8 protein-coding genes are annotated in these 12277 nt (G+C 60.6%); all 8 read left to right on the forward strand.

The genetic code is table 11. From position 1 onward, the window contains the following. Positions 1-424 (forward strand): aminotransferase class III-fold pyridoxal phosphate-dependent enzyme (locus NCCP436_RS17225; protein WP_220805197.1); only part of this gene is annotated, 424 nt, incomplete at its 5' end. Positions 425-612: 188 nt separating this feature from the next. After that, on the forward strand, positions 613-738 hold the full coding sequence (locus NCCP436_RS17700; RefSeq protein ID WP_259651519.1) for a hypothetical protein: 126 nt from the start codon (positions 613-615) through the stop codon (positions 736-738). Position 739: 1 nt separating this feature from the next. After that, a complete protein-coding gene (locus NCCP436_RS17230) occupies positions 740-1876 on the forward strand; it encodes a sensor histidine kinase (RefSeq protein ID WP_220805198.1) in 1137 nt (378 codons plus the stop codon). Then, the gene (locus NCCP436_RS17235; protein WP_220805199.1) at positions 1873-2523 is read left to right on the forward strand and encodes a response regulator transcription factor; all 651 of its coding nucleotides are present in this window, start codon (positions 1873-1875) and stop codon (positions 2521-2523) included. Before NCCP436_RS17230 ends, NCCP436_RS17235 begins: the two co-directional genes overlap by 4 nt. A gap of 119 nt (positions 2524-2642) precedes the next feature. Further along, complete coding sequence (locus NCCP436_RS17240) at positions 2643-2963, forward strand: helix-hairpin-helix domain-containing protein (protein ID WP_220805200.1); 321 nt, start codon at positions 2643-2645, stop codon at positions 2961-2963. A 141-nt stretch (positions 2964-3104) separates the two neighbouring features. Then, positions 3105-6518: an exodeoxyribonuclease V subunit gamma gene (gene recC / locus NCCP436_RS17245; RefSeq protein WP_220805201.1), complete on the forward strand. Its 3414-nt coding sequence runs from the start codon at positions 3105-3107 to the stop codon at positions 6516-6518. Continuing rightward, entirely contained in the window at positions 6511-10125 is a 3615-nt protein-coding gene (gene recB / locus NCCP436_RS17250) for an exodeoxyribonuclease V subunit beta (protein WP_220805202.1), read from the forward strand. The genes recC and recB overlap by 8 nt, the downstream gene beginning before the upstream one ends. Further along, a complete protein-coding gene (gene recD / locus NCCP436_RS17255; protein ID WP_220805203.1) occupies positions 10122-12128 on the forward strand; it encodes an exodeoxyribonuclease V subunit alpha in 2007 nt (668 codons plus the stop codon). The genes recB and recD overlap by 4 nt, the downstream gene beginning before the upstream one ends. Positions 12129-12277: the final 149 nt, after the last annotated feature.

Consider the following 12277-nt stretch of genomic DNA (forward strand, 5'->3'; position numbering starts at 1 on the left):
CAACCATGGCTTCACCTATTCCGGCCACCCGGTGGCGGCGGCGGTGGGTCTGGAGAACCTGCGGATTCTCCGCGAAGAAGGCATCGTCGAACGCGTGCGGGAAAAAATGGCACCGTATTTGCAAAAGCGTCTGCGCGAGCTGGCGGATCATCCGCTGGTGGGTGAAGTGCGCGGTCTCGGCATGCTGGGTGCCATCGAGCTGGTGCAGGACAGGGCCAAACGCCAGCGTTATCCGGGTGAGGTTGGTGTGGGCATGATCTGCCGTGGTCACTGTTTCGACAACGGGCTGGTGATGCGTGCAGTGGGCGACACCATGATCATTGCACCACCGCTGGTAATCAGCGAGGCGGAGATTGACGAGTTGGTGGAAAAGGCACGCAAGTGCCTGGATCTGACCTGGGAGCAGGTGCGCGCCAGCGCCTGAGTCTCTGTCGAAAACGCACAAGGCCTCGTCAGTGCAATACTGGCGGGGCCTTGTGCGTTTCAGCTTTCCGTGCAACTCGGGAAATATGCCCAAAGTAGCTGTCCGGCAGTACCAAGGTAGTAGCCCGTTGTTGGCCTAGGCTTCTTAGCATGGCGACATGTCACACATAACAAGAACAGGTGTCCGCCATGCATATAGTCAAAGCTCTGCTGCTGCCCGCGTTGTTGATCATCAGCCTGCTGGGTATCGATCATTTGCACGGCGCTGGCGAAGGCCAGACCTTCCGCTTCTCCGAGTCGCACTGGGAAAACTGAGATGAGCCGTTGTGCTCGACTCAGTCTGACCGCATGTCTGCTGTGGCTTCTGGCCTGTATGGCAGGTGGTGCCTGGCTGTTGCGGCAGGCCGGTACTCAGCTTCAGGCTGAGTTGCAAATGGCCGAAGTGACGCTGGAGCAGCTCGGTGAGTTGGCCGGCGCCAATCCTGGATCGCTGAATCCCGCCTTGACTGGGAGCCTGCGTCATATCCGGGTGCAGTGGCTGCAGCCTGGCGAGCGGGGCGATGAGCCGGCTGATGGCCTTTTCAGGCAATGGATCACTGATCAGTTGCTGGGATCGTCACTGTTGTTGGCCGACAGCTGGAGGTTGGACGATGGCCGTGAGCTGCGAATCGCCCTCGACCCGTCTGCTAGGGTCGAAGAGATCTGTGCAACTCTGCGTTTGTGGCTGCTGCTTGCCACGTGTTCTCTGGGATTGGCTCTGCTGACTATTCGATTGGCGAGTGGGCATAGACGAGAGTCCCGTCTGCAGGTCGAGCGAGATGAACTGATCCGGACTCTGCTGAAGCTGCAGGGGCATGAACGCAAGCGCCTCGGGCAGGCCTTGCATGACGATCTAGGTCAATACCTCAGTGCTATTCGTGCGCAGTCCTGCCTGCTGCGCCTGAGTTGCGTCGAGCCTCAGCAGATCGCGGTTGTCGCTCTGCAACTGGAGGAAAGTTGCGAGCAGTTGCAGCAGGGATTTCGCCGGCTGATCCGCGACCTTTATCCGCTGCAACTGGAACAGCTGGATATCGGTCCGGCACTGCAGCAGTTGGTGGCCGACTGGGAGAAGGTGCAGAACATTCGTTGTCGGTTGCAATTGGGGGCGGGCCTGCCGGTGTTGCCGCTGGCCAGCAAGTCCCAGCTCTATCGCCTGGTACAGGAGGCGCTCACCAATGTCGCCCGTCATGCCCGCGCCAGCGAGGTGCGTATCCGTCTGCAGCGGCGCGGCCGCCATCTGCGCCTGCTGGTACGCGACAATGGTCGGGGATTGTGCCAGCCGCTTCATCCGGGAGTCGGCCTGCGCTCGATGCGCGAGCGCAGCCGCAGCCTGGGCGCCGATCTGCGCCTGAGCAGCCGCCCGGGGGCGGGCTGCCTCATCAGCCTGAGCATTCCTTTGGAGGCGACACAATGAAGGTGCTGTTGGTCGATGATCACGCCGTGGTTCGTCAGGGCTATGCCAGCCTGCTGCAGGTCTTGTTGCCGGACGTGCAGTTGCGCGAAGCCGCCGACGGCGAACAGGCGCTGCAACGGGTGCAGGAGGAAATTCCTCATCTGGTCATCATGGACATTGGCCTGCCCGGCATCAGTGGCCTGGAAACTACACGGCGTTTGCGCCAGCGCCTGCCTCAGCTGCGTGTGCTGTTCTTCAGCATGCACGATGAGCTTCCGGTGGTTCGTCAGGCGCTGGATGCGGGAGCTATTGGTTATCTGACTAAACGCGCGGCGCCGGAGGTACTGATCGAGGCGGTGCGTCGTACGGCTGCCGGGCATCTGTACATCGAACAGCAACTGGCCACTCAACTGGCCTGTAGCCCAGGTGGCGACGACGGTCTTGACCCACGTCTGCGCGAGCTGACCCAGCGTGAGTTCGAAATTTTCGTCATGCTTGCCCGCGGCCTTCCGCCACGACAGATTGCCGAGCGCTTGTGCATCAGTGCCAAGACACTGTCCAACTACCAGACCCTAGTGAAGAACAAGCTGCAGATCACCTCGCAGGCCGAGCTGGTGCATCTGGCCATCGACAGCGGTGTGGTGCGCGTCGGGCTGGATAGTGCGTGAACCAGTGCGCGAATGAGAGATAGCCGGCTGAGTCTGCATTTGACAGACAGAGCGGAGCGTCTAGCTTTGCAGACGAGACTAGTTTGTCTCGTTCCTTCACTGAACACGGAGTGTTTGCCATGCTGAAAATGCGTCTGTCATTCTTGTTGTTTGCCTTTTGCACCTGCGTATCCGCCGCAACCCTGGCTAATGAGCCGGCAGCCGATCCTGCAACCGCTCCGGCGTTGCAGCTCGCCCAGGCAGCGGTGGTAAATTTGAACACGGCCGATGCCGCCACCTTGCAGCGAGAGCTGAGTGGTATCGGTGAGTCCAAGGCGCAGGCCATCGTCGACTATCGCGAAGCACATGGCTCCTTTGCCTCAGTCGACGAGTTGCTCGAGGTCAAGGGCATTGGCGAAGCGACGTTGCAGAAGAACCGCAGCAAGCTGACGGTTGACTGACACTTGCGGCGTTGCATTCTGGCCGGTCTTTGACCGGCCGTTTTCGTTCTGCGCCTATCGCTAGGCGACGCGAGTGAACCTGGCGCACTGACTGACAAATGCTGGCAAACTTGCCACTGGATTTTTACCAGGAGCCTGCCGATGCCAGCTAAACCGGAGCTTTCTCCCGGCTTTATCGTGATTCACGGCAATCAGCTTGAGCAGCTGCGCGAGCTGGCCGTGCAGTGGATGCGCGCTTACCCGTTGCATCCGCTGGAAAACGAGGTGCTATTGGTGCAAAGCAATGGTATTGCCCAATGGCTCAAGCTGGCGCTGGCCGAAGACAGTGGTTGCGGGATTGCTGCGGCGGTAAATGTTGAGTTGCCGGCGCGTTTTCTGTGGCAGGCCTACCGCCAGGTACTGGGTGATCAGGCCATTCCCAAGCTTTCGCCGCTGGATAAGGCGCCGCTGACCTGGCGTCTGCTGCGGCTGCTGCCGCAGTTGCTGGACGACCCGTTGTTCGCGCCGCTCAAGCGTTTTCTCACCGATGACCATGACCTGCGTAAACGCTACCAACTGGCTGAGCGACTGGCCGATTTGTTCGACCAGTATCAGGTCTACCGCGCCGATTGGCTGGCCGACTGGGCAACCGGGCGCGACCGCCTGGTGACCTCACGTGGTGGCGAGCGGCTGATCGATGAAGTCAACCGCTGGCAGCCGGCTCTGTGGCGTGCCCTGCTTGAAGATGTGGGCAGCGAGCATGTAGCGCTTAGCCGGGCCGGCGTGCATCCGCGTTTCGTCGAAGCACTGAAAAATGCCGATATACGCCCGTGGGGCCTGCCGCGCCGGGTCATCGTATTCGGTATTTCCTCGCTGCCGGCGCAGATGCTGGAGGCACTGGCGGCCATGTCCCGTTTTACCCAGGTCATGCTGTTTGTGCACAACCCCTGTCAGCACCACTGGGGCGATATCGTCGAGGACAAGGACCTGCTGCGCCACGCCTATCGCCGACAGCAACGCAAAGGCGCGGGCAATCAGCTGGGGCTCTTTATTGATGCTGATGCGCATCAGCATGCCCAGCCGCTTCTGGCTGCCTGGGGCAAGCAGGGACGTGACTACATCAACCTGCTCGATCAGTACGATGATCCACAGCGGTACCGCCAGTTGTTCGAGCGCATTGACCTGTTCACCGAAGCACCGGACATCACGCTGCTCGGCCAGTTGCAAAACGACATTCTGGATTTACGTAGCGTCGAAGAGGCACGCCTGCTGGGGCGTACAGTTGACCCTGCGCAGGATCAATCGCTGCGCTTTCATCTGGCGCACAGCGCTCAGCGCGAGGTGGAGATTCTCCATGACCAGTTGCTGGCGGCCTTTAGCGCGGATCCGAGTCTGCGCCCGCGTGACGTGATCGTCATGCTGCCGGACGTCAACACCTACGCCGCGCACATTCAGGCGGTATTTGGCCAGATAAGCCCGGACGATTCGCGTTTTATTCCCTTTACTCTGGCCGACCAGGGCAGTCGCGGCCTGGAACCTTTATTAATTGCCGTGGAGCAGTTGCTCAAGCTGCCGGAGTCTCGATTAACCGTCAGCGAGGTACTGGATCTTCTGGATGTCGCGGCGCTGCGTGAACGCTTTGGCATTGCCGAAGAGGATCTGCCAACCCTGCGCCGCTGGCTGGAGGGCGCTGGTGTGCGCTGGGGACTTGATGCCCGACAGCGTGCGCAGTTTGGCGTGCGGGGTGAACTTGAGCAAAACACCTGGCGGTTTGGTCTGCGGCGCATGTTGCTGGGCTACGCCGTTGGCAGTGGGGAGGCATTTGCCGACATTGAGCCGTATGACGAAATTGGCGGTCTGGACGCGGCCTTGATCGGCCCGCTTACGCGCGTGCTTGAAGCGCTCGAACAGCTGTTGGCCGAGCTGCGTGAGCCGGCCTCAGCGCAGCAGTGGGGGGCGCGTTTGCGGACACTGCTGGAAGATTTCTTTGTGGCGCAGAACGAGCGTGAGCAGGGCCTGATAGGCCAGTTGCTCGAAGCGCTCGATGGGTGGCTGGAGTTGTGCGAGCAGGGTGCGCTGAGCGAGCTGCTGCCACTGACGGTGGTGCGTGAGGCCTGGCTCGGTGGCGTGGATCAGGGCCGCTTGAGTCAGCGTTTTCTGGCCGGGGCGGTGAATTTTTGCACCCTGATGCCAATGCGCGCGATTCCGTTTCGTCTGGTCTGTCTGCTGGGGATGAACGACGGTGACTACCCGCGCAGTCAGATGCCAATGGATTTCGATCTGATGGCTGGTGATTATCGCCCGGGTGACCGCTCACGTCGGGAGGACGATCGCTACCTGCTGCTCGAGGCGCTCTTGGCCGCGCGAGATCGCCTGTATATCAGTTGGGTTGGCCGCAGTATTCGCGACAACAGCGAGCGACCACCCTCCGTGCTGATTGGGCAGTTGCGTGATCACTTGGCCAGTGTTTGGCGCAGCACCGACGGGGGCGATTTGCTTGAGCACCTTACCTGCGAACATCCGCTACAGCCTTTTAGCCAACGCTACTTCATCGGTGAGGTGGGGCTTTTCAGTTACGCCCATGAATGGGCGGCTCTACATCAGAACGCTCAGGCCCAACCCCAAAGTGTTGCGCTGGCACCCTGGACGGATGCAGCGCAGGTTACGCCGGAGGCGCTGCAACGTTTCCTGCGCGATCCGGTTAAATACTTTTTTACCCAGCGCCTTAAGGTTTATCTGGATCAAAGCGAGGCTGTAGATCTGGACGCCGAGCCTTTCGCGCTTGATGGTCTGGCCCGCTATCAGTTGCAGGAGCAACTCCTGAGAGAAGCTGCGCAAGCGGAGCAGGCCGACACCGACGCTGCGCTTGAAGCAGCGGCTGAGCGCCTGCGACGGCAAGGCGTGCTAGCCATGGCGGGATTTGGTCAGTTGCAGCAGCAGGCGCTGTGCGCCACATTGCCGATGCAGCTCGTGCGCTACCACGGCTTGCGCCTGCAATGGCCGCAGCAACCGGAGTCGCCAATACCATTGTTGTTCAACGCCCACGGCAGCACCCTGCAAGGCTGGCTGAGCGGTCTGCGTAGCAACAGCGTCGGAGAGTTGGCACGGATTGAACTCACCCCCAGTGCTCTGCGCAAGAACAAACGCTTTAAATGGCACCGCCTGCTGCAGCCCTATGTGCTGCACGTTATTGCTCATGCCTGTGGGCAGCCTCTGCACACTTTCCTGGTGGGGGAGGACTGCTCACTGCATTGGCCACCGCTACCCGCCGAAGCCGCTCAGGAACAGCTGCAAAAGTGGCTGGCGGCATGGCAGAGCGGTCTGTGCTCGCCGCTGCCGGTGGCGCTGAAAACTGCTCTGGCATGGCTGCAGGATCGGCGAGAGGACAAGGCCGCCGCCGTGTACGAGGGTGGTTTTAACGTCAATGGTGAGGTGGGCAGCAGTGCCAGCCTGGCGCGCCAATACCCGGACTTTGCAGCGCTGAGTGCCGATAAGCAGTTCTTCGAGTGGAGCACGAACTTGTATCAGTCGCTTTTGGACAACCCGCCAACGCTGCTGGAGGCTCGCCATGACTAAGCCATTGGCTCTCAGCTTCCCGCTGCATGGCAGTCGCCTGATTGAGGCCAGTGCCGGCACCGGCAAGACCTACACCATCTCGGCACTGTATCTGCGCCTGATCTTGCAACACGGCGGCGAGGTGGCGTTCAACCAGCCGCTTCTGCCGCCGCAGATTCTGGTGGTGACCTTCACCGACGCGGCGACTCGCGAGCTGCGCGACCGTATCCGAGCACGTCTGGTGCAGGCCGCTGCGGTGTTTCGTGGCGAGCAAGAGGCCGATGACCTGTTGGCCATGCTCAAGGCTGACTTCGAGGCGGCCCAATACAGCGAATGTGCGCGGCGTCTGGAGCTGGCAGCGCAGTGGATGGATGAGGCCGCGGTCTCGACCATCCACGGGTGGTGCCAGCGTATGTTGCGTGAACATGCTTTCGACAGCGGCAGCCTGTTTATCCAAACCCTGGAAACCGACCACAGCGAGCTGCTGGCAGAGGTGGTGCGCGACTATTGGCGACGCCACTGCTATCCGTTGCGGGGCAAGGCACTGGCTTGGGTCGCTCAGCAATGGAAGGAACCGAGCAACCTTGGCGCAAAGTTGCGCCCGTTGTTGGGGCAGCCGGACGAGGCGGAGACGGTCGGACAGGACTTGCAGCAACTGCTCGAGAGTACCCTGGCAGCACGCAATGAGCAGCTTGCACAACTGCGCGCACCCTGGACTGGGTGGGTCGATGAGCTGGAGCAACTGCTTGAAAAAGGTGTGGCCGATAAGCTGGTCGACGGACGCAAGATTCAGGCGCGCTATTACCGCCCCTGGCTGGAGAAAATTCGGGCGTGGGCGTCTGCTGACACCGAAGGGCTGGATCTTGGCGGTGGTTTTACCCGGCTGACACCCGAGGGGCTGGCTGATGCCTGGAAGGGCGAGCCGCCTGCGCATCCGGCGCTGGACGCCATGGCGTTGCTGCCGGCGCAGTTGGCCGCTTTGCCCGAGCCGGCTGAGGCAGCGCTGCGCCAGGCAGCGGCCTGGGTGCGGAAGCGTTTCGATTGGGAGAAACGCCAGCGTGCGCAGATGGGCTTCGATGACATGCTGTTGCGTCTGGACGCCGCCCTGCAGGGTGAAAACGGCGTGCGCCTGGCCGAGTTGATTCGCACGCAGTTTCCCGTGGCGTTGATTGACGAATTCCAGGACACCGATCCGCTGCAGTACCGCATCTTCGACAGCATCTACCAGATCCAGGAAAACCGCAGTGATTGCGGCATCTTTATGATTGGCGACCCCAAGCAGGCGATTTATTCGTTTCGAGGCGCTGATATCCATACCTACCTGCGCGCCCGCTGTGCAACCGAGGGCCGGCACTACAACCTGGATACCAACTTTCGCTCAAGCCAGGCCATGGTAGAGGCGGTTAACCAGGTGTTCATGCAGGCGCAGCGGCGCAGTGGGCGGGGGGCGTTTCTGTTTGGCGAGCAATTGCCGTTTTTCGCGGTCGGCGCGAAGGGGCGCAAGGAGCATTGGCAGGTTGAAGGTCAGATTCAGCCGGCACTGACGCTTTGGCATCTGGCTACTGATGAGCCGATGGGTAAAGTTGACTACCTCAAGGCCCAGGCTCAGGCTTGTGCCAGCGAGATCACCCGGCTGCTCAATCTCGGTCAGCAGGGCCTGGCGGGCTTTGCTGAAGACGCTGCACTTACGCCGCTGCAGCCAAGCGATATTGCCATTTTGGTTCGCGATTTCAGCGAGGCGCAGGCCATCCGTGACGAGTTGGCGCAGCGCGGTGTGCGCAGTGTGTACCTGTCGGACAAGGACTCGGTGTTGGGCACCCGGGAGGCACGCGACATGCTGTTGTGGCTGCGGGCTTGCGCCGAGCCGGATCAGGATCGCCCGTTGCGTGCGGCGCTGGCCAGCGCCACACTGGGACTGACCCTCAGCGACCTGGATCAGCTAAACAGCGATGAGCGCAAATGGGAGGCGCGGGTTCTGCAGTTTCGCGACTATCGTCAGCGCTGGCAGCGCCAGGGTGTGCTGCCGATGCTGCGCCAGTTGATGCAGGACTTTCATCTGGCTGAGCGCCTGATGGGGCGTAGCGATGGCGAGCGGGTTCTGACCAACTTGCTGCACCTGGCCGAACTGCTGCAGCAAGCAGCTGGCGAGCTGGACGGTGAGCAGGCGCTGATCCGCCACCTGAGCGAGTGGCTGAACGCCGGTGGTGCGGCTGATGAGCAGATCGTGCGTCTGGAAAGTGATGAAGCGCTGGTGCGCGTGGTGACCATTCATAAATCCAAGGGACTGGAATACCCATTGGTATTTCTGCCGTTTATTTGCCTGGTACGCCCGCTCGATGCCGGCAAGCCTCTGCTGGTTCAGGAGGATGGCCGCCGCCGCGTGGTACTCAGCCCGGACCAGCACGCCCTTGAACGAGCCGAACATGAACGCCTGGCCGAAGATGTGCGTCTGCTTTATGTGGCGCTTACGCGTTCACAGCATGCCTGCTGGTTGGGCCTGGCGGATATCAAGCTCGGGCAGGCCAAAGACTCCAGGCTGCACCTTTCGGCCATCGGCTACCTGCTTGGCGGCGGAGAACCGTTGCCTGCCAGTGCGCAGCTGGCAGCCTGGCTGCAGGCACTGGAAGATCCGGCGCACACATCGCTACAGGCCTTACCTGAACCCGTTGAACACTCGTTTAACGCTGGGCAGGCGCACCAGCCTGAGTTGTCGTGGCCAGTACCTGCGCGCCGCGCGCGTGAACATTGGTGGATTGCGTCCTACAGTGCCCTGCGACTGGCTGAAGATGAGGAGACTGCGACATTGCGCCATGACGACCATGCGCCCGATACCGCGTCACGACAGATAGCCGGCGATGATGAGTCGATTACTGCACCGGCCCCGACTGGTGCGTTTGGGCTACACGGTTTTCCCCGAGGGCCGCAGCCGGGGACTTTCTTGCACGGCTTGTTGGAAATGGCCGCGGAAATGGGATTTGACCGTGCGCTGGCGCAGCCTGAAGTGCTGCGCGAGCAGTTGGCGCGGCGTTGTCAGCGACGCGGCTGGCAGGGCTGGATCGAACCGTTGCAAGACTGGTTACATAGTCTTCTGACTCAGCCGTTGGGACTCAGTCGTGAGTCGGATGCCAGCCTTGCCCGGCTTGAGCAGTATCAGTGTGAGATGGAATTCTGGTTTCAGGCTTCGGAAGTCGACGTTCAGGTACTGGATGCCCTGGTCCAGCAATGGGAACTGCCAGGGCTCGCCCGTCAGGCACTGCGCGCCGATCGTCTCAATGGCATGTTCAAGGGTTTTATGGATTTGGTGTTCGAACATCAGGGACGCTTTTACGTGCTCGACTACAAGTCCAACTGGCTGGGCGCAGACGATGCGGCCTATACCCAGCAGACCATGACCGAGGCGGTGGCAAGTCATCGCTACGACCTGCAGTACGTATTGTATGTACTGGCCCTGCATCGCCAACTGCGCCTGCGTCTCGGTGTGGAATACGACTACGACCAGCATCTAGGCGGAGCACTGTACTGGTTTTTCCGGGCGCCGGGACACGGGCTGTACAAGGTGCGTCCGGCCAGGGAATTGATCGAGCAGCTTGATGCGCTCTTTGCTCGGGCAGGGGAGGTGGTCGTATGAACCTGCATCCGGCATTGAGTAGTCATGACGGCTTGTTTGACTTACTCAAAGTCTGGGCCGAATGGGGGTGGTTGCGCGAGCTTGATCGCAGCCTGACGCAGTTTTTTGCCGAGCTGGATCCGCATGCTGAGCCTTTATTGCTACTGGCTTGTGCCCTGGCCAGCCATCAACTGGGGCATGGTCACGTGTGCCTTGATCTACAAGCAACCCTGGAAGATCCGGATTTTGCGTTGTCCATGCCGCCGGAAGGCGACATCGTGCAACAGGCGACGCTGTTGCCTTCGGCCATCCTGGTGGGGGTTGATCTCGTGCAGTGGCAGCGGTCCTGCCAGGCAAGTACGGTCTTGTTTCAAAATGCTGGGGCGCCATTGGTCATGCGTGGCTCGGTGCTATACCTGCGCCGTTACTGGGATTACGAGCAGCGCGTGGCCCGGCGTTTGGCCAGCCGTTTGGCGTTTGAGCCGGCTGATGGGGCTTTGGCAGAGCAGTTGGATCGGCTGTTCGATGCATCGGTCCCAGGCTCGCGCACGGATTGGCAGAAGGTCGCCTGTGCCATGGCGGCGGTGGGGCGCTTTACCTTGATCACCGGTGGGCCTGGTACGGGTAAAACTACCACTGTGGTCCGCCTGTTGGCTTTGCTGCAGGAGCGGGCGCTGCAAAATGGCAGTTCGCTACGACTGAGTCTGGCCGCGCCAACCGGGAAGGCTGCTGCGCGTCTGACCGAATCCATCGGCGGGCAGATTCAATCGTTGCCGGTTTCGGATCAGGTAAAGGCGTTGATTCCCCACGAAGTAACCACCTTGCACCGTTTGCTCGGCACGCGACCTGGCAGCCGGCACTTTCGCCATGATGCAAGCAATCCGTTGCCACTGGACGTGCTGGTCGTCGACGAGGCCTCGATGATCGACCTGGAGATGATGGACGCGCTTCTGAATGCCTTGCCAGCCCACGCCCGTATCCTCTTATTGGGGGACAAGGACCAGCTGGCTTCGGTAGAGGCGGGGGCCGTGCTGGGTGATCTGTGTTCAAATGCAGAACAGGCAGGTTATCGAGCCGATACCCTGGAATTGCTGGAACAACTGACGGGCGCCCCGGTGCATGATGCGGCGCTACAGCCTGGTGATGATGCGTTGGACCAGCGCATCGTGATGCTGCGTCATTCGCGACGCTTTGCCGGGGATTCTGGAATCGGTCTGTTGGCTCAGGCGGTTAACCGTGGAGATGCGCCAGGTGCCAGGTCAATCATTCGGCGCGTCGAGTCAGGGCTCGCGAGTCTGCGCCTAAAGAGCGAACACGACAGCGCATTTGAACGTTTCGCGCTGGATGGCCGGGACAATGCCCCGGGCTATCGGGCATATCTGCAAACGATCCGTGATCATCGGCCGGTGCCTGATGCTCCGCCGAAGGAGTGGGATGCGTGGGCAAAAGAGGTGTTGCAGGCGTTTGATGCGTTCCAGATTCTCTGCGCGGTACGCAAGGGGGCTTGGGGTGTGGCGGCGGTGAACCAGCGGGTAGCTACGGCACTGCATCGGGCTGGATTGTTGCCTGGCGACGCAGGCTGGTACGAGGGGCGTCCAGTGCTGGTCACCCGCAATGACTACAGCTTGGGGCTAATGAATGGCGACATTGGTGTGGCGTTACAGGTTCCCGATGAGGAGCTGATCAGCCAAACCCGATTGCGTGTGGTATTCGCCCGAAATGACGGATCCGGGGAGCTGCGCTATATCCTTCCCAGCCGCTTATCGGAGGTGGAAACGGTATTCGCCATGACCGTACATAAATCCCAAGGTTCGGAGTTCAATCATTGCGCACTGCTCTTGCCCGATGCGTTGAATCCGGTACTGACCAAGGAGCTGATCTACACCGGTATTACCCGTGCCAAAAACGACTTCACGCTTATAGAAATCCGCGAGTCGGTGTTTGAGCAGGCCGTTGAGCGCAAAGTGCAAAGACGGAGTGGTTTGAGATTGGCGCTGGCAGACTGTATGAAAGCACCAAATTAGTGCTTGACGTCCTCCGGATTACCTGTAGAATGCGCGCCACTTCAGCGATGAAGCGCTTCAAAAACTTCTTGTTAATCAACAAGTTAAGTTGAATGAAGGGTTTGCGGATCTGAAGTTGGCGTGTAGGATGCGCCGGCCGGTGGGTGGTG

It is taken from the genome of Pseudomonas sp. NCCP-436 (assembly GCF_019656335.1).
In the GTDB taxonomy this organism is placed as follows: domain Bacteria; phylum Pseudomonadota; class Gammaproteobacteria; order Pseudomonadales; family Pseudomonadaceae; genus Aquipseudomonas.

Coding starts and splice junctions, on each gene's coding strand:
- NCCP436_RS17700 (WP_259651519.1), top strand. CDS start 613: ATGCATATAGTCAAAGCTCTGCTGCTGCCCGCGTTGTTGATCATCAGC.
- NCCP436_RS17230 (WP_220805198.1), top strand. CDS start 740: ATGAGCCGTTGTGCTCGACTCAGTCTGACCGCATGTCTGCTGTGGCTT.
- NCCP436_RS17235 (WP_220805199.1), top strand. CDS start 1,873: ATGAAGGTGCTGTTGGTCGATGATCACGCCGTGGTTCGTCAGGGCTAT.
- NCCP436_RS17240 (WP_220805200.1), top strand. CDS start 2,643: ATGCTGAAAATGCGTCTGTCATTCTTGTTGTTTGCCTTTTGCACCTGC.
- recC (WP_220805201.1), top strand. CDS start 3,105: ATGCCAGCTAAACCGGAGCTTTCTCCCGGCTTTATCGTGATTCACGGC.
- recB (WP_220805202.1), top strand. CDS start 6,511: ATGACTAAGCCATTGGCTCTCAGCTTCCCGCTGCATGGCAGTCGCCTG.
- recD (WP_220805203.1), top strand. CDS start 10,122: ATGAACCTGCATCCGGCATTGAGTAGTCATGACGGCTTGTTTGACTTA.